This window comes from Crocosphaera watsonii WH 8501, from assembly GCF_000167195.1.
In the GTDB taxonomy this organism is placed as follows: Bacteria; Cyanobacteriota; Cyanobacteriia; order Cyanobacteriales; family Microcystaceae; genus Crocosphaera; species Crocosphaera watsonii.
Genome location: NZ_AADV02000015.1, coordinates 1 through 18,293, shown reverse-complemented (window position 1 = coordinate 18,293; position 18,293 = coordinate 1). Strand labels below are relative to the sequence as shown.

15 protein-coding genes, 1 tRNA gene and 3 pseudogenes are annotated in these 18,293 nt (G+C 37.8%); 8 read left to right on the top strand and 11 right to left on the bottom strand.

Annotated elements, in window-relative coordinates; all coding sequences use genetic code 11:
* Positions 1 to 14: 14 nt before the first annotated feature.
* The 8 genes and pseudogenes from CWATDRAFT_RS35855 to CWATDRAFT_RS13460 form a co-directional block, all read right to left on the bottom strand.
* Positions 15 to 500 carry a hypothetical protein gene (locus CWATDRAFT_RS35855; protein WP_007305530.1) on the bottom strand — a complete coding sequence of 162 codons (486 nt, stop codon included), beginning with the start codon at positions 498 to 500 and terminating at the stop codon, positions 15 to 17.
* Between the two features lie 231 nt (positions 501 to 731).
* Positions 732 to 2,215: pseudogene (locus CWATDRAFT_RS13490) on the bottom strand (IS1380-like element ISCwa5 family transposase).
* Between the two features lie 266 nt (positions 2,216 to 2,481).
* Positions 2,482 to 3,315, bottom strand: a pseudogene (locus CWATDRAFT_RS13485) (pyruvate formate lyase family protein); the annotation flags it as partial.
* 24 nt (positions 3,316 to 3,339) lie between these two features.
* The gene (locus CWATDRAFT_RS13480) at positions 3,340 to 3,981 is read right to left on the bottom strand and encodes a transposase (RefSeq protein WP_007305527.1); all 642 of its coding nucleotides are present in this window, start codon (positions 3,979 to 3,981) and stop codon (positions 3,340 to 3,342) included.
* A 64-nt stretch (positions 3,982 to 4,045) separates the two neighbouring features.
* Positions 4,046 to 4,627 carry a helix-turn-helix domain-containing protein gene (locus tag CWATDRAFT_RS13475; RefSeq protein ID WP_007303150.1) on the bottom strand — a complete coding sequence of 194 codons (582 nt, stop codon included), beginning with the start codon at positions 4,625 to 4,627 and terminating at the stop codon, positions 4,046 to 4,048.
* Positions 4,628 to 4,776: 149 nt separating this feature from the next.
* A pseudogene (locus CWATDRAFT_RS13470) lies at positions 4,777 to 5,418 on the bottom strand (transposase).
* A 64-nt stretch (positions 5,419 to 5,482) separates the two neighbouring features.
* The gene (locus CWATDRAFT_RS13465) at positions 5,483 to 6,064 is read right to left on the bottom strand and encodes a helix-turn-helix domain-containing protein (protein WP_007303150.1); all 582 of its coding nucleotides are present in this window, start codon (positions 6,062 to 6,064) and stop codon (positions 5,483 to 5,485) included.
* A gap of 8 nt (positions 6,065 to 6,072) precedes the next feature.
* Complete coding sequence (locus CWATDRAFT_RS13460; protein WP_007305526.1) at positions 6,073 to 6,372, bottom strand: substrate-binding domain-containing protein; 300 nt, start codon at positions 6,370 to 6,372, stop codon at positions 6,073 to 6,075.
* Positions 6,373 to 6,658: 286 nt separating this feature from the next.
* Here CWATDRAFT_RS13460 and CWATDRAFT_RS13455 point away from each other — a divergent pair, with 286 nt between their 5' ends.
* The gene (locus CWATDRAFT_RS13455; protein ID WP_007305556.1) at positions 6,659 to 7,579 is read left to right on the top strand and encodes a c-type heme family protein; all 921 of its coding nucleotides are present in this window, start codon (positions 6,659 to 6,661) and stop codon (positions 7,577 to 7,579) included.
* 63 nt (positions 7,580 to 7,642) lie between these two features.
* On the opposite strand, the gene CWATDRAFT_RS13450 is transcribed toward CWATDRAFT_RS13455, so the two are convergent.
* Positions 7,643 to 9,148, bottom strand: a complete 1,506-nt coding sequence (locus CWATDRAFT_RS13450; RefSeq protein ID WP_007305525.1) for a UDP-N-acetylmuramoyl-L-alanyl-D-glutamate--2,6-diaminopimelate ligase — start codon at positions 9,146 to 9,148, stop codon at positions 7,643 to 7,645.
* Between the two features lie 270 nt (positions 9,149 to 9,418).
* On the opposite strand from CWATDRAFT_RS13450, the gene ribH reads away from it, so the two are divergent.
* The 3 genes from ribH to CWATDRAFT_RS13435 all read left to right on the top strand — a co-directional run bounded on the left by ribH (position 9,419) and on the right by CWATDRAFT_RS13435 (position 10,964).
* Positions 9,419 to 9,970 (top strand): 6,7-dimethyl-8-ribityllumazine synthase, encoded by a 552-nt coding sequence (ribH, locus tag CWATDRAFT_RS13445; protein WP_007305557.1) that lies wholly within the window; start codon positions 9,419 to 9,421, stop codon positions 9,968 to 9,970.
* A 59-nt stretch (positions 9,971 to 10,029) separates the two neighbouring features.
* Positions 10,030 to 10,527 carry a phosphoribosyltransferase gene (locus CWATDRAFT_RS13440; protein WP_007305558.1) on the top strand — a complete coding sequence of 166 codons (498 nt, stop codon included), beginning with the start codon at positions 10,030 to 10,032 and terminating at the stop codon, positions 10,525 to 10,527.
* A 107-nt stretch (positions 10,528 to 10,634) separates the two neighbouring features.
* Positions 10,635 to 10,964, top strand: coding sequence for a metal-sensing transcriptional repressor (locus tag CWATDRAFT_RS13435; protein WP_007305559.1), 330 nt, complete (start codon positions 10,635 to 10,637; stop codon positions 10,962 to 10,964).
* Between the two features lie 184 nt (positions 10,965 to 11,148).
* Here the strand turns inward: CWATDRAFT_RS13435 and CWATDRAFT_RS13430 are convergent, their stop codons facing one another.
* Positions 11,149 to 13,143, bottom strand: a complete 1,995-nt coding sequence (locus CWATDRAFT_RS13430; protein ID WP_007305524.1) for an ABC1 kinase family protein — start codon at positions 13,141 to 13,143, stop codon at positions 11,149 to 11,151.
* A 338-nt stretch (positions 13,144 to 13,481) separates the two neighbouring features.
* Between CWATDRAFT_RS13430 and CWATDRAFT_RS13425 the strand changes: the two genes are divergently transcribed.
* The 4 genes from CWATDRAFT_RS13425 to CWATDRAFT_RS13410 all read left to right on the top strand — a co-directional run bounded on the left by CWATDRAFT_RS13425 (position 13,482) and on the right by CWATDRAFT_RS13410 (position 17,152).
* On the top strand, positions 13,482 to 14,747 hold the full coding sequence (locus CWATDRAFT_RS13425; protein WP_007305560.1) for an RNA-guided endonuclease InsQ/TnpB family protein: 1,266 nt from the start codon (positions 13,482 to 13,484) through the stop codon (positions 14,745 to 14,747).
* A gap of 93 nt (positions 14,748 to 14,840) precedes the next feature.
* Positions 14,841 to 15,611, top strand: a complete 771-nt coding sequence (locus CWATDRAFT_RS13420; RefSeq protein WP_007305561.1) for an ABC transporter ATP-binding protein — start codon at positions 14,841 to 14,843, stop codon at positions 15,609 to 15,611.
* Positions 15,612 to 15,653: 42 nt separating this feature from the next.
* Positions 15,654 to 16,946, top strand: coding sequence for an ABC transporter substrate-binding protein (locus CWATDRAFT_RS13415; protein ID WP_007305562.1), 1,293 nt, complete (start codon positions 15,654 to 15,656; stop codon positions 16,944 to 16,946).
* A gap of 132 nt (positions 16,947 to 17,078) precedes the next feature.
* Positions 17,079 to 17,152, top strand: a tRNA-Arg gene (locus CWATDRAFT_RS13410).
* 331 nt (positions 17,153 to 17,483) lie between these two features.
* Here the strand turns inward: CWATDRAFT_RS13410 and CWATDRAFT_RS13400 are convergent.
* The coding region (locus CWATDRAFT_RS13400) for a DHHA1 domain-containing protein (protein WP_007305523.1) at positions 17,484 to 18,293 on the bottom strand (810 nt) is incomplete at its 5' end.

Below are 18,293 nucleotides of genomic sequence, written 5' to 3'. Positions count from 1 at the left end.
CTCTGATAAACTGTCTAAGTTGGTAAGAATAAACCAAGGCTCTTTTCCTGTTTGCCCTTGTATTTTCTTTTCCAATATGCTCCCACATTAAAGTTTCCAAACCCTTTATTTTTAGTGACTGAAACCCCAGTTAAAAACATCTTCATCCCAGGTTTCATTCCTAACTGCGAAAAAGTTTGATAATCTTCATCATCTTTTTTCTGGTTTGTACCTTGTTTCTGACGAAAAGCGAAGAATAACTTTTGTTTTTTACTTTTTTGTTTCAACCAATAAGCTAATTTAACACTGTGGAATTCTCGGTCTCCAAGAATGACTAACTCATAGTTTTTTAGAAGACAAAGAACAGGTTGAATTAATGCCTGTTGTTCAGATAATCTGCTGGCTCCTCTTTTCCCTAAAAGTGTCCAATAGATGGGTAAAGCCAGCTTTTTCCAGATAACAGCAACCATGAAAACATTTTTATCTTTCCATTGGGTTCGGTCAATTCCCGGATTTCTCACAAATTAATTTGAAAGCCCAATCCAGAGATGAAAAATGATAATTTTTAGGACTAATAGAAATTTTGAATATAGATGAATAAAAAAATTGACTTTGATTATCCAAAAATTGAGTTTAAGAGGGAATAATTATATTAACTTTTGATTTTCTCCACGATAAATAAGACTAAATGAAAGTATCAGTCAGTCAACAACTTATGATAGATATCTTTTTTAAAAAACAACTTATTCTACTTATCCAGTATTAGGAATAGTTTTAATTCTTTTGTTAGCAATAGACAAAATATCTTGATAAGGACAAGCACTAGCTATAGCGATAATAATTCTTCTACAACTAATCTTTATTCTGGCTCCCAACTTAAGAAGATTTAGACGTATTCTTCCCACAGTTGCTTTAGCCAATGAAGTTTTTTTTAAACAGTGTTGACGAAAAGCATTTATGAGAACATAAGCCCAGGAATGTATCCATAATCTTAGTTTATTACTTTGAAATGTTTGAGTTGAAGTTCTATCAGCTAACAAGTCTAATTGTTGTTCTTTAATCCGATTTTCCATCTCGCCTCTCGGACAGTATTTTTTTGTATAAAGTTTTGAGGGTGGAATTTTTGAAGCGGGCAAAGATGTCACCACATGGCGCATTTTTAAGCCATCACTTCCATAACAAACTTTTGTCACTACTCTTCTTTGACAACTCCATGACTTTTCTGTTTTATAACGAATAGAGCGATACCAAGTAGAAATTGGTACTAATTTTTTAACTTCTTCTAAATCTTCTTTTTTCTGAAATAAACTATCCATTAATTCAGTTATTGGAGCTAGTTTTTTTTCATATTCATGTTTGGCTTTTTCAATTACATCATCCGCTCGTAACTTAAGAACGCCATTTGTTCCCATAGCTATAACATAATCAACTAAAGGCTGATTTTCACAAAAATAGAAGATTTCTTCACGGGCATAGGCACTATCACCCCTAACTAGGATATGAGTCTCTGACCATTTTTCTCTAATTAGTCCGATAATTCTTTGTAATTCGTCTAAGGCTCCATCGGCTGGATCTACATTAGATGAACGAAGTTTAGCCACTAATAAATGATGCCCACAGAAAATATATAAAGGAGCATAACATACTCCGTGATAATAACTATTAAAAAATGCCCCTTCTTGATTACTATGTACTTGGTCATCCGTGACATCCATATCTAATATAATACTTAAGGGAGGTTTTTTATAAGACTCTAAACAAAATTCGACAAAAGATTTTTCAATGGCTTCAAAGTTGGGTTCTATTTTATGATAACGACTCGTTTTTTGGTCGAGAATAGTCTCAGGACAATATTCCAATCTATTAATTGTACTTTTTCCAGCTAACCATCCCTTTTTATCTTCAAGTTCATTAAGCTTTTCTAAAGCGATCTTAAGGGCAGGATCGTGACTTAATTTATCATGGTCATTGACATCTTCATAGCCTAAAATAATTCCATAAAGCCTTTGTGCTAATAACTCATGAACGGAATGATCTACATAAGATTGATGACGATGATCTTGAAAACAGTTACCAAACTTCTCGGTAATTCCCAGTTTTTTATCCAACTCAGCTATCCAGACAATCCCCGCATCTGAAGTGATTAGTCCCCATCAAAATTAGCGATTATTTCTTTTCCTTTCTGTTTACTAAAGTTGATTACTTGACGAGGGGTTCGGGGATGACTGGGACTCATTAAATCAGTTTAAGGTAAATTGCTTTAATAATTAAATTATAGCATATTTTATTCTAACAATCTAGTACTATTAGAGATTTTATTAATAATTTTTTTGGAAAAATGAGTGATTGATTTATCTTTTCATCTTTGTCTAATTCGGGTTGATTTTAACTTAAAATCTGACAACAGACTGTTGGTTGGGGAAATCTGCGACCGCTCTGTTCAAACCCACTTCCTGTAAGGCTTCTGTGTTTGGCGATCGCAGATTTTGTGAGAAATTCGGGTAATCCTTCTTCGTTGCGAATCACTTTAACTTTTCCATATTTAATGGCAGCTAAAGCGTCCCCAACCAAGGATAAACCTGCAATACCGCAGGCCATTGTCCGATAAACATCGCGATCGTGCAAGGCCATTTCTACCGCTTCGTAGCAGTATTTATCGTGCATATAGTGGATGACATTGAGGGTATTAACATAAAGTTTAGCCAACCAAGCCATCAACAGGTCAAACTTTGCACTAACCGCTTCATAATCGAGATAATCATCGGTTATAGGTGCATAGGGTGGGGCGACTTGTTCCCCTGATTTTTCGTCTTTACCCCCATTAATGGCGTAGAGTAAGGCTTTTGCAAGATTAACCCTGGCCCCAAAGAACTGCATTTGTTTACCAATTTTCATGGCAGATACACAGCAAGCAATACCATAATCATCCCCAAATTCTGGGCGCATTAAATCGTCGTTTTCGTATTGAATGGAACTGGTATCGATGGAAACCTTGGCGCAGTATTGTTTAAAGGCAGTGGGTAATTTTTCTGACCAAAGAATGGTTAAATTTGGTTCAGGGGAAGGGCCTAAGTTGTAGAGGGTATGAAGGAAACGGAAACTATTTTTAGTAACCAGGGGACGGCCATCTACTCCCATACCTCCAAGGGTTTCGGTGATCCAAACCGGATCAGCAGCAAATAACTGGTTATATTCCGGGGCGCGTAAAAAGCGAACCATCCGCAGTTTCATCACGAATTGATCGATTAATTCTTGCACTTCGGCTTCGCTGATCACACCTAATTTTAAGTCTCTTTCGATGTAAATATCGAGGAAGGTAGACACACGCCCTAGTGCAGCTTAGCAAAAATAATCTACCAGTCACTTATGATCTTTAAAGCCCTTAAATTTCCAAACGAACGGCTTAGCAAAATGTTGATTAAAGTAATCAATAAAATTGAGAATTTTTTGGGATAGTTCTTCAGTTGAACGGACAGTAATTCTTTTGAGTAAACGCCTGACTAAGATCGAAAACCAACACTCAATTTGATTAAGCCACGATGTATATTTGGGAATATAAACAAAGCGAATTCGATGAGATTCATCTGATAAAAAATCTGCTCTGCTGTCCATAGATTGCAAAATCCCCTCCTTTCCTTTTCTCCCCAAATCAATAGTAATTCCACAGCTTTCTGCTACTAATTTGACTAAGCTTTCCGATTTATGAGTGTTGAGTTGATCTACAATAAAAATCCATTCTGCTTTTTCATCAATCTTAATCGTTCTCTGGATATGTTCAGAAAAATCTTGTTCTGTTCTTGTCGGTCCAATAGAGGGACTAACAACTTTTCCTCTTGCCACATCCCAGTTCGCAATCAAGCTTAAAGTTCCGTGTCTTTCATATTCAAATTCGATTTTTTCTACTTGTTTAGGCTTGATTCTTTTGTTCGGAAATAATCTCTCAAGAGCTTGAATCCCTGTCATTTCATCTGTACTAATTAAATGAATTCCTTGTTCTAACAAAGTTTTAGCTTCTTGATGAAGTTCACAGATATATTTGACTTGCTTTTTAAATTTTAAGGGATCATCAATTTTGGCATTTAACCAGTAACGAACGAGATGTGGTTGTAATGTCGCTTCTTTTTAAAAAACGCCCCACACTACGGGGGGAAATCTTTTCGACAATTCCTCTTTTTATGGCTTCATCCGCCAACTCTGAAGGTGTCCAATGGCTCACTGGTCTGTCTGATTTTTCACATTCTTCACAAGCGATCGCTACAATCTGGACTACTTGTTCGACCGTAAAGGATTTTGTTGTTCCAGGTCTTGGGCGATCGCTTAAAATTCCTTTGATCAAGACCATTAATGCTTTCTCCGTTACCTGTTGTTCTTCGGCTGCACTCAGTTTTTCTCTCTCCTCAAACCATCGCGATCGCCACTGACGCACTTGTACTCGGTCTAATTCTAATCTTCGACTAATCGAACTATTGCTCTCTCCTGATGCTGCGGCTAAGATTAGCTTGGCTCGTCTAACAAGGCGATAGGGGTTTGTTGTCCCTCTCACTATTTGTTGGAGTACTGTTTTCTGTAGGTTGGAGAGGTTAATTGGCAATGCTTTTATCATGGACATCAACTTCGAGATTCTTCCGTTAGTTTCATTGAAACACATTGTCGTGGCTGGTCACGAAAGTTTCTGTAAAAATCTGGTGGATTACTTTCGCCAAGCTGCACTAGCCACTCAATCATGAAGACATTGTTCGCCAACTGTTCATCGGCGATAGCTCTAACTAGTGCAGCTTAGCAAAAATAATCCACCAGTCACTTATGATCTTTAAAGCCCTTAAATTTCCAAACGAACGGCTTAGCAAAATGTTGATTAAAGTAATCAATAAAATTGAGAATTTTTTGGGATAGTTCTTCAGTTGAACGGACAGTAATTCTTTTGAGTAAACGCCTGACTAAGATCTAAAACCAACACTCAATTTGATTAAGCCACGATGTATGTTTGGGAATATAAACAAAGCGAATTCGATGAGATTCATCTGATAAAAAATCTGCTCTGCTGTCCATAGATTGCAAAATCCCCTCCTTTCCTTTTCTCCCCAAATCAATAGTAATTCCACAGCTTTCTGCTACTAATTTGACTAAGCTTTCCGATTTATGAGTGTTGAGTTTATCTACAATAAAAATCCATTCTGCTTTTTCATCAATCTTAATCGTTCTCTGGATATGTTCAGAAAAATCTTGTTCTGTTCTTGTCGGTCCAATAGAGGGACTAACAACTTTTCCTCTTGCCACATCCCAGTTCGCAATCAAGCTTAAAGTTCCGTGTCTTTCATATTCAAATTCGATTTTTTCTACTTGTTTAGGCTTGATTCTTTTGTTCGGAAATAATCTCTCAAGAGCTTGAATTCCTGTCATTTCATCTGTACTAATTAAATGAATTCCTTGTTCTAACAAAGTTTTAGCTTCTTGATGAAGTTCACAGATATATTTGACTTGCTTTTTAAATTTTAAGGGATCATCAATTTTGGCATTTAACCAGTAACGAACGAGATGTGGTTGTAATGTCGCTTCTTTTTAAAAAACGCCCCACACTACGGGGGGAAATCTTTTCGACAATTCCTCTTTTTATGGCTTCATCCGCCAACTCTGAAGGTGTCCAATGGCTCACTGGTCTGTCTGATTTTTCACATTCTTCACAAGCGATCGCTACAATCTGGACTACTTGTTCGACCGTAAAGGATTTTGTTGTTCCAGGTCTTGGGCGATCGCTTAAAATTCCTTTGATCAAGACCATTAATGCTTTCTCCGTTACCTGTTGTTCTTCGGCGGCACTCAGTTTTTCTCTCTCCTCAAACCATCGCGATCGCCACTGACGCACTTGTACTCGGTCTAATTCTAATCTTCGACTAATCGAACTATTGCTCTCTCCTGATGCTGCGGCTAAGATTAGCTTGGCTCGTCTAACAAGGCGATAGGGGTTTGTTGTCCCTCTCACTATTTGTTGGAGTACTGTTTTCTGTAGGTTGGAGAGGTTAATTGGCAATGCTTTTATCATGGACATCAACTTCGAGATTCTTCCGTTAGTTTCATTGAAACACATTGTCGTGGCTAGTCACGAAAGTTTCTGTAAAAATCTGGTGGATTACTTTCGCCAAGCTGCACTAGATCCCAACCTTTGTCATTAATTTGAGAAAGGGCCTGACGTTCGTTATAGGCAGGTTCTAATTCTACGATACTATTAAGTTCTGTTTCGAGATATTCTTTCAATTCTCTGTATTTTTCTTCTAATTTTTCATCTTCTCCAAAGCTAACTACACCTAAAGTGATACGAGAGGGAAACTGTTGTCGTGACTGACAACCAAACAAGGTAAAAACAATGAAGACTAAGTATAAATAACGAAATTTCATAGGTAATCAACAAAACTTAAGGTAACAACATTCTTTTTATTTTTTTGGTCTGCTCCAAGTAACTATGAAAGTTTTAGTAATTTTCTGGGCATACTACTATCATGATAAGCCTTGAACTAACCTCAGAGGAGATTATAACTCCATTTTCAGCAATATTCTTAATATTTGTTGATAATGGGTTCTCCAATTTCCTCCATTTCTAGGGTTTTGGCTCAAAGTCTTTGGCCATGATTGGTTAGTTTATCGATATATTATCGTCTTTTTTTATGCTTCTCAGACTAAAACTATGTTTAAAGACAATCATCTGCTCAAGAATCTTAAAATTGCCACCAAATTAAATGTTTTATTGACCGTTATTGCTGTGATTACTGTTTTTCTAAGTGGTGGGGTTTTATCTTTGATCCTCTCTCACAACGCGGAAGGAGTCGTCACGGATAAAGCCTTAGTTCTTATGGAAACCATGAGTGCTGTTCGTAATTATACTAGCACCAGAGTGAACCCTGAATTAGCGTCTAGATTGGAAACAGATTATCAATTTTTACCCCAAACCGTTCCAGCTTATTCTGCTAGGGAAGTGTTTGAGTATTTTCGGGAACAAGGAGGTTATAAAGACTTTTTCTATAAAGAAGCAACCTTGAACCCTACTAATTTACGAGACAAAGCTGATGAATTTGAAGCAAAAATTGTTGAGAAGTTTCGTAATGATGAAAGTCTAGAACAAGTTTCGGGCTTTCGTTCTTTCAATAGTGGTGATATTTTCTACATTGCTCGTCCTTTAGAAGTTTCAAAAGAAAGTTGTTTGCGCTGTCATAGTACCCCAGATGTTGCCCCTAAAAGCTTATTAACAACCTATGGTAGAGAAAATGGCTTCAATTGGAAACTACACGAAATCGTTGGAGCGCAAATGATTTTGGTTCCTGCTGATGCTGTGTTTGAAAGTGCGAAAAAACTACAAGTTTCTGTTACTAGTATTTTAATAGTTTGTTTAGCTTTAGCGATTATTTTAATTAACTTTTTCTTGAGATTCTCCGTAACCACTCCTTTAAAGAAAATGGAACAGTTGGCACAGCGTATTAGTACGGGAGATTTAAGTAAAGAATTCGCCCATCCTTATAACGATGAAATGGGAATGTTAGCTGCTTCTTTAAACCGTATGAAAGTTAGTTTAGATATTGCTATGAGTATGTTAAATTCTGAGACAGAGTAGAAGCAATTAATAATTAATAATGGGTAATTAATTAATAGTAATTATCCATTATTAACTTTTAGTTTAAACTTTTAGGCGGATTTCTAGAGCTTTTCTCGCTTCTTCTCGATCATCAAAATGGATCTTTTCTGTGCCTAAAATTTGATAATCTTCGTGACCTTTTCCGGCAATTAAAACCCCATCTCCAGGGTTGGCCTGCAAAATTGCTGTGTTGATAGCTTTGGCGCGATCGCTAATAACTAAAGGTTCGATCGTTTCAGGAATTCCTGTTAAAACATCCTCTAAAATTCGCTGAGGATCTTCCGTTCTAGGGTTATCAGAGGTTACCACCGAAACATCAGCTAATTGAGCCGATGCTTGACCCATTAAAGGGCGTTTTGTGCGGTCACGATCCCCCCCACAGCCAAACACACAAATCATTTTACCCTTAATAAAGGGACGGGCAGCTTTCAGTAAGTTTTCTAAACTATCGGGAGTGTGGGCATAATCAACAATCACACTAATATCTTGTTTATCGTTAATTTGTACCCGTTCCATTCTGCCTGGAACCCCCAAAAAGTGCGGTAATTTTTCTACAACTTCTCTTACATCTAAACCAAGATACAAAACCGTTGCTACCGCTGCTAAAACATTGGATAAATTAAATTGTCCCACTAAAGGAGAAGTAAATTCGATGTTACCGAATGGGGTGGTTAATGTTCCGGTAACTCCGTTAGCTTGATAGGTTAAATTACTGGTATAAAAATCAGCCTTTGTATCCTCAACACTATAGGTCCAAACTTGCTCAGTCTGGAAACTATCAATTAATCGTTTACCGTAGGGATCATCTAAGTTAACAATGGCTTTTTCTTGTAAATAATCTGGGGTAAATAAAAGCCGTTTTGCTGCAAAATAATCTTCCATATCTTTATGAAAGTCAAGATGATCTTGCGTCAAATTAGTAAAGACACTAACTTGAAAAGGACATTGTTTAACTCGCCCTTGGACTAAAGCGTGGGAACTAACTTCCATCACACAATATTCATTATTAGCTGCCACTGCTTCGGCCAGTTGTTCCTGTAACTCAGGGGCAAAGGGTGTGGTATGTACAGCAGTTCGCTCAAACCCTGGCCAACGAGTATATAATGTCCCAATTAAAGCAGTGGGTTTTTGACATTGGTTCAAGAAATATTCAACTAAATGGGTAGTTGTTGTTTTGCCATTGGTTCCTGTTATACCAACCATTTTTAATTGTTGGGCCGGATAGTCATAAAAAGCGGCGGCTATTTGGGCAGCAACAGTAATAATATCCTCCACAATAATGACACAATCATCATCTTTAGGGGGAAACTTCTGGGCAGCTTGGGGACTAATAATAGCAGCAACTGCCCCCACTTCCATAGCACTTTGCCAAAACTCACCCCCATCCACACGAGTTCCTGGCATACCGATAAATATATCTCCAAGTTGACAAGAATGGGAGTTGGTCGAGATTCCTTTAACCTCTCTTTCTAGGGCAGAATGATTGGGAAGAGAGGGAATATTGGAAAGGTTATTTAATAAATACTGAAGTTTTTTGCTCGTTAACATAATGGTTGAATAACTAACAGTTGAATAAAGTACAAAGGATGATTATCTCTACCTAAAAGGCCAGAGGAGCGACAAAAATGAAACTTTGGGGTTTTTCTTGTTGTCAGGAAAAGTTGTCCAGAGAATTAATTAATTATAAGTTAATTAAGCTACGGTTCAAGCAAGGGATTAACGCTTATCGTAGACAGAAGAATAAATAACCACCAGCTAGAGGGAAAGCAGCTTTCTCTATTGGTGATCAACGAAGTAAAAAAATTATAAAGTGAGATTATGACCATTTTTGAGGGAACCTTTGCCCAAGATTCGTCTGCTTTGCGTTTTGCCATAGTTATTGGTCGTTTTAATGATCTAGTGACGGACAAACTTTTATCAGGGTGCCAAGACTGTTTAAAGCGTCACGGAATTGATGTTAACCCCCACGGAACCCAAGTGGACTATGTGTGGGTTCCTGGTAGTTTTGAAGTTCCTTTAGTGTCCCGTCAATTAGCCTTATCGGGAAATTATGACGCTATTATCTGTTTGGGGGCAATTATTCGCGGTAACACCCCTCATTTTGACTACGTCGCGGCAGAAGTGGCTAAAGGGGTGGCAGCAGCTGCTTTTCAGACAGGAACCCCAGTGGTGTTCGGCATTTTAACCACAGATACCATGCAGCAAGCGTTAGAAAGGGCTGGTATTAAGAGTAATTTGGGCTGGAATTATGCCTTAAATGCCCTAGAAATGGCTAGTTTAATCGGTCAACTTCGGGGTGAACTTCCCGCTAATAACGCTCAAGCGGCCTTGCCTGTGTCTCAGTTAAAGAACCCCATGCTTTCAGAGTGAAGTACCCCAACCTAAGACGATGTACAATTAACAATTAATAATTGTTAATGGGTAATTTTATGGTAGATTTATCCGTTTCCTGGGAAGATTATCATCGTCATATTGAGACTTTAGCGGTAAAAATTTATCAATCTCAATGGCAATTTAACCAAATTGTTTGTATTGCTAAAGGGGGTTTACGGGTGGGAGATATTCTCAGTCGTCTTTATGATCTTCCTTTAGCGATCGTGGCCGCTGCATCCTACGGGGGAGAAGATAAACGTTCTCGCGAAGAAATAAAAATTGGTCAACATTTAGCTATGAGGAATGATAAGTTAGGAGATCGTATTTTATTGGTGGATGATCTGGTTGATTCTGGGGTTAGCTTACAGACAGTAAGTCGATGGTTAAAAGATTATGCTTCCCCGATTGAAGAACTTAGGACTGCTGTTATCTGGTATAAAAGTTGTTCCCAGTTTCAACCGGATTATCATGTGGAATATCTAGCAGATAATCCTTGGATTCGCCAACCTTTTGAACGTTACGAAACCATGAGCCTTGATGACTTGATCAATTAAATTTTCAATTGTGTCATAATGGGATCATTTGGTTTTTTGATCTAGAAAGCCTAGTTAAATAGCGTCTAAGGATTGTTTTTGTAAAAATCGAGGTTGAATGTAAACCATTGACTCAAAGTAAGGTAAAAGCTACATCTGAACACCACCATGATCATGGTCACAATCATGTTCACAGTGAAACGTCTTTAAAGCAGATTATTAACCGTCTTTCTCGCATAGAGGGACATATTAGAGGGGTCAAAACAATGGTTTCGGAGAGTCGCCCCTGTCCCGAAGTTTTAATCCAATTAGCTGCGGTTAGAGGAGCCATTGATAGGGTGTCCCGTCTTATTTTAGACGAACATTTGAATGAGTGTGTTGCCCGTGCTGCTCAAGAAGGAAATATTGAAGAGGAATTACAAGAGTTAAAGTCAGCTTTAGACCGATTTTTACCCTAATTAATAACTGAAAAAAGTACCATAAATATTTACTCAAGGAGTTTGCTTGTTCATGGCAGAGTTATATGTCTTGACTATAACAAACTCTATATATTATAGGGGTCAACGCTTCGACTGCGCTCAGCGTTGACCCCTACGGAAAGTGATAATAGTTATTATTAGCGATCGCTTTCAAAAATTAATCTTAAGCGGCAGGGAGAGATTTCTGGGTGTTAATCGTCCCCAAATTATTATCTGATGGTCGATCAATTTCCAGAAGTAAATTGCGAACTAAACGGGTAACTAATTTCTGTACTAATCCTTCAGCAATTTTATGCCCCATTTGTTGAGTTTCGGGTTTTCCTAACAGTTTCATGATTAAAGGAACCACCTTCATTGGGTCAAAACCAGGGGTATTTTGAAGAATTTGCAAAATATTTTGCAAATGTTCAAAACTTTCACTATTACCCTGTAAATCTTGAGGAGTTTCTTGAACAGCTAATCCCACTTGTTCTCGTACCATACTAGACATATTAAACCAGGTACGACGGCTAAACATATCTAAAGCATTAGTAATTTCATTGACTAACCTTTCTCTTATAAATTCTCCTCTTGCAGAGAAGAGAAAATCCGCCGCTTGATCCACCACTTTATCGATATCATAATCTTGGGAATCTTTAGCATTTCTCATCAAATTCTCTAAGCGATTCCAACGAAAACCTCCTTCTTTAAATAATAAATCTTTTAAAGAAGCCCGTAATTCTGGAGAAGGATCGGTTAGCAACCGTTTTGCTACATAAGGATAGGCTTTACTCAAAACTTTGAATTCAGGATCAATGCCGATGGCAATTCCCTCTAAGGTTACCATTGAGCGTAGAATTAAAGCATAATAAGCCGGAACTTTAAAAGGAAATTCGTACATCATTTCCGACATTTGATCCGTAATACTTTTAAAGTTTAGTTCCGCAACACTAGAACCCAAAGCATTGCCAAATACTTCTGTTAATGCCGGAACAATGGGGGTTAAATCGGTTTCAGGTTTTAAAAAGTCTAATTTAACGTAGTCATAAGCCAAAGCATCAAAATCTCGATTTACTAAATGGACAACTGCCTCGATTAAGCCATATCTCTGATAAGGTTTTATTCGGCTCATCATGCCAAAATCGAGATAAGCTAAGCGTCCATCTTTCATGGCCAATAAGTTACCTGGATGGGGATCAGCATGGAAAAAGCCATGTTCCAATAGTTGACGTAAGGAACAGTTTACCCCAACTTCTACTAGGTGTGTAGCTTCAATTCCTTGTGCTTGAATTTCTTGAATATTAGTTAACTTGGTACCCTCAACCCACTCCATTGTTAGGACTCTTCTACCCGTGTATTCCCAATAAATTTTAGGGACATATATCTCTGATAAATGACCATAAAATTTAGCAAATTCTTCTGCATTCTTTCCCTCTTGAATATAATTAATTTCTTCAAAAATACGCCCCGCTAACTCATCGGTAATGGCGACTAAATCTGAACGAAGGAAAGTAAAGGTTTTTTGCGCCCAAGTGGAGAGGTTACGCAAAATATAAATATCTAAAGTAATTCGTTTAATTAAATCGGGACGCTGAACTTTAACGGCAACTTTTTCCCCTGTTTTTAATTTCCCCTTATAGACTTGACCCAAAGAAGCAGCAGCAATGGGTTTATCTGATAATTCTGCATAAATGTTTTGAGGCTTTTGACCTAATTCCTCTTCAATAAAACTATAAGCAACTTCATTGGGAAAAGAAGGTAATTGATCTTGTAATGTAGTTAATTCATCTAAATAAACAGGAGGAACTAAATCTGGTCTCGTGGATAAAGCTTGTCCCACTTTAATATAAGTTGGTCCCAACTCTGTGAGCATTTCCCGTAGATGAATCGCCCGTTTTCTTTCTTCTTTGGGGTTTTTCCCTCTAATCTTATCCCACCATAAGCCCAATGCGAAACTAGCAAATAACAGGAAGACATTGATGAGACGACGAATCACCTGGAGAAGACGTTTGCGATAGTAGTCGTTGATGGTTTCGGGACTATACTGCCAACTTTCGGGAGACATATCATTAATAGGCCCCAAGTCTTCGCTGTGTCCCCGGGGAATGTGACGGGGTTGTACATCGATAGTGATGGTGTCAGCCGTAGGGGTATCTGGGCCAAGGGTTGATTGAGACATAAAGATAATTGTTAAGCTCAGTAAAATATATCCTTTTGTAAATTATTGTAACAAATTTTGTTCATTTTGTAATTAATCTTTTGCTGCCCTGGTAGTTAACGGTGGGATTGATATCAGAATCTTTGCTATTTTTCATCTCATCATATAAAAATCAAAATCGTATCCGTAAATAACCTTTCCTTGAACCCTTTATCCTAAAATGTCGGACCCTCGACCCTCGATTTCATCGAAGGGATGAAAATCGGACAAATATATTAACTGCGTAGCATCTATACATATTTGACATCTTGTGCCAAAATGGTTGGCATAACAATATAGTTGGTCAAGGTCGATAAGCTATGATTGTCTTAGAAATGAAAGCAATAGCTCAACAATACCAGCAGAATGCCATCGATGAAGCTATTAAAACTGTACAATTCATCCGAAACAAAGCATTGAGACTTTGGATGGATGCTAGTCAAGAGGATAAGATTGATAAATATGCTCTCAATAAATATTGTGCAGTCTTGGCTAAAGAATATATCTTTGCTAAAGAGTTAAACTCAACAGCAAGACAGGCATCTGCTGAAAGGGCATGGGCTGCTATTAGCCGTTTCTATGACAATTGTAAGAAAAAGGTTAAGGGTAAAAAGGGTTATCCTAAGTTTCAAAAAAATAATCGTTCTGTTGAATATAAGCAGTCGGGCTGGAAGTTGTCTGATGATAAAAAGAAGATAACTTTTACTGACAAAAAAGGTATTGGAACGATTAAATTGAAAGGAACAAGGGATTTGAACTTTTACCCCATTGACCAAATTAAACGAGTTAGATTAGTACGTCGTGCTGATGGATACTATGTTCAATTTTGTATCAATTTAGATATTAGGGAGTATAGAAAGCCATTAGAGCCAACAAAACACTGCACAGGGATTGATGTAGGACTTAAATATTTCTATGCTGATTCTGATGGAAAAACAGTAGAGATACCTCAATTTTACCGTAAAGCAGAAAAGGCTTTGAATCGCTTAAACAGACGTAAATCTAAAAAGTTTGTTAGAGGTCAAAAACACTCAAGCAACTACAAGAAAGCTAGAAAGAGATATGCTCTAAAACATTTAAGAGTAAGTAGGCAACGTAAAGGTTTTGCTCAAGAAAAGGCATTGCGCGTAATCCAATCTAACGACTTGGTAGCCTATGAAGACCGCCGACCCAGCTTGAATTTAATTCAAGCTGGAAAGCGGCGGTGCATTCCGCACTTGAATGTTAAAGCCATGGTAAAAAATCAACGTCTAGCTAAATCAATTAACGATGCTGCATGGTCAACTTTTAGAGAATGGTTAGAATATTTTGGGGTCAAATATGGGAAAGCAACTGTTGCTGTCCCTCCCCATAATACATCTCAAAATTGTTCTAATTGTGGTGAAAAAGTCAAAAAATCACTATCAACTAGAACCCATATTTGTCCCCATTGTGGATATGTAGAAGACCGTGACATTAACGCAGCAATAAACATCCTCAAGAGAGGATTAAGTACCGTAGGGCATACGGAATCTAAAGCTTGGGGAGATTTGCCCTCTGGCTTAGTTGGAGAAATCCTGCTAGGTGATGGCGAGTCGGTGAACTAAGAATCCCTCGCGAAAGAGCGAAGGGAGTGTCAAGATATCTTGGAATCGTAAAACTTAACCTTGTTGTTTGAAAAATTATTTCTGATTGCAGCAATGACTGATTCTTCCTCAATTATTCTCGATGCTAAACAGCTATCTAAAAGCTTTGGTGGCTTAAAAGCTGTCAACAATGCTGATATACAGGTGCAACAAGGTAGTATTACTGGGTTAATTGGCCCTAATGGTGCTGGAAAAACAACTCTGTTTAACCTCTTGTCCAATTTCATTCGTCCCGATGGAGGGGAAGTCCTTTTTGATGGGGAGCCTATTCAGCATTTATCCCCTCATAAAATAGCCCTACAAGGCTGTATTCGTACTTTCCAAGTAGCTAGGGTGTTATCTCGTCTTACCGTCTTAGAAAATATGTTACTCGCTACTCAAAAACAGACGGGGGAAAATTTTTTACAACTTTGGTTAAAACGAGGACAGGTTAAACAAGAAGAACGAGAAAATAAAGAAAAGGCTCTTGATATTTTAAAATCTGTCGGATTAATTGAAAAACGCCACGATTACGCCGGGGCTTTATCCGGGGGACAGCGTAAACTCCTGGAAATGGCTAGAACCTTGATGACTCGTCCCAAACTCATTTTACTAGACGAACCTGCCGCTGGGGTCAATCCCACTCTGATCGGAGAAATTTGTGAACACATTATTACTTGGAATAGAGAAGGGATTTCTTTTTTAATTATTGAACACAATATGGATGTGGTTATGTCTTTATGTAATCATATTTGGGTATTAGCTGAAGGAACCAACTTGGCTGATGGAACTCCCGAGGAAATTCAACAAAATGCCCAAGTTCTCGAAGCTTATTTAGGAGATTAAGATAAGATAGATAAGACTAAAACCGTTATTAATAATTAAAAAATGGATAAATTAATGGATTGGAGTAAATGGACTTTATGGGGGTTATTAGGCTTAATCATAAGTTTTTTGATAAGTTGTAATGGAGGACAAGCTCCCACTACCGGCCAAGAATTAGAATTTTGGACGATGCAGCTACAGCCGAAATTTACTCCTTATTTCACGGAATTAATCGAGGAATTTGAACAAAAACATGAAGGGGTTAAAATTAACTGGGTTGATGTTCCTTGGTCAGCTATGGAAAGCAAAATTTTGACGGCAGTTTCTGCTAATACTTCCCCAGATGTAGTCAATCTCAATCCTAATTTTGCTTCTAAATTAGCTAGTCGTAACGCTTGGTTAAATTTAGGGGAAACTGATTATATTTCTTCTGAAGAAAAAGAAACATATTTGACCAATATTTGGGAAGCTGGAACCGTAAATAATATTAGTTTTGGCTTTCCTTGGTATTTAACCACACAAATCACTATTTATAATCAAGAATTACTCAAACAAGCTGGAATTGAAACAGCGCCGACAACTTTTATAGAATTACGGGAAGTGGCTGCGAAATTAAAAGAAAAAACAGGAAAATATGCTATGTTTTTTACCTTTGCTCCAGGAGATTCTGGGGAAGTATTAGAGTCTTTGGTGCAAATGGGAGTTAACCTAATAGATGGTGAAGGAAAAGCAGCGTTTAATAGTCCAGAAGGATTAGAAGCCTTTCGTTATTGGGTGGATTTATATCAACAAGAATTATTACCCCCAGAAGTTCTAACCCAGGGACATCGACACGCCATAGACTTATATCAATCAGGAGAAATTGCTTTATTATCAACCGGGGCAGAGTCATTTCCAGTAATTATTAAAAATGCCCCTAGCATTGCCGAAGTTTCCGCAGCTTCTCCTCAAATAACAGGAGAAACTGGGAAAAGAAACGTAGCAGTTATGAACTTAGTAATTCCCAAAAGTACCAAGAAGCCCAAAGAAGCAATTGAGTTTGCTAAATTTGTGACTAATACGGAAAATCAACTGAAATTTGCTAAAGAGGCCAGTGTCTTACCCTCAACCATAAAGGCAGTTGAAACCTATATTAATGAACAGGAAAATTCAACGGATAAAACCCCATTATCACAAGCGATCGCAGTTAGTGCTAAACAACTAAAAGATGCTCAAGTATTAGTACCACCCCAGGATAATATTAACCAATTACAAAAAATTATCTATGAAAATTTACAAGCTGCTATGTTAGAGCAAAAAACAGTAGAACAAGCATTAGAAGACGCTGCTGATGCTTGGAATAGTCTGAATAACTGATAACTGTAAACTCAGATATAACCGCAGTTTTCATTGATACATTAAACATTAAAACGTCAATACTTCCCACACTCACTCAACCGAAAAATTCATACACTCAATTGAAAACTGCTATAATTAAGGGTGGTAAATGGGGCTGTGGCTCAGCAGGATAGAGCAAGCGCCTCCTAAGCGCTAGGTCGCCGGTTCAAATCCGGCCAGTCCCTTCGTTAAATGAGGAATATTTTCAATATCCTTTTACCAACACTCAGTTAAATTCTGTTTTAATAAACCTTAGCATCATGAGATTGTTTGGAGTTTGGGCATGGGCTGTGACGACTGAGGTTGGGTTTTTGGCTTATCTTGTGGCATTTCCTATAATGTTGACTACTACGCGGGTTGCGATGTGGGCTGATAATAAACTAATAGAAGAAAATTTTAGCAAAGATCATATATATTTCATCCTTTCATGTGTTAGTTTGAGTGGTATAGGAATAGGTTATTTAATCGGTTGTTTAATTGGATTTTAGGGTGGGCCATGCCCACCCTTACTGTTCTTTATTGTAAGCCTTCTTTTAGCTGTTGTTTAGCAGTTGATAAAGCTTCAGATAACTTACTGGGATCTCTTCCTCCGGCCTGGGCTAAGTTGGGACGGCCACCACCCCCACCGCCGCATATTTTAGCAATTTGACCGATAAATTTTCCGGCCTGTAATTGCTTTTCTTTATTGACTTTTTTACTAAAAGCTGCTACCAAGCTAACCTTTCCTTCTGAGGGAATAGAACCTAAAATAACTGCACCTTCCCCTAGTTTTTGTTGTAATCTTTCGGCTGCGGTTTGTAGGGCTTTAGCATCCATTTCTCCCATATCTGAAACCAATAGTTTAAACTCACCAATAGATTCAGCTTCGTTTAATAATTGGTCAGATTTTGCTATTGCTAACTCTTGTTTAACCCCTTCTAATTCTTTTTGGGTGGTTTTTAGTTCAGACTGTAAAGTAGTTATGCGATCGCTAATTTCTTCGGGTTTAATTTTAAAGCGATCGCAGAGATCCTTAACCACAGTTTCCCGTACTTTCAAATATTCTAAAACAGCAGGGCCGGCCACCGCTTCAATACGTCTCACCCCTGAAGAAATACCGCTTTCAGACATAATTTTAAATAAACCTATTTCGGCAGTATTTCTAACATGAGTTCCTCCACACAATTCCATAGAAACTCCAGGTACATCTATCACCCGAACTTCTGCCCCATATTTCTCACCAAACATAGCGATCGCACCCTTTTCCTTAGCGGTTTCTATGGGCATAACTTCGATTTCTGTATCGTGTGCCTCAGCGATCCAAGTATTAATTAAATCCTCAATTTC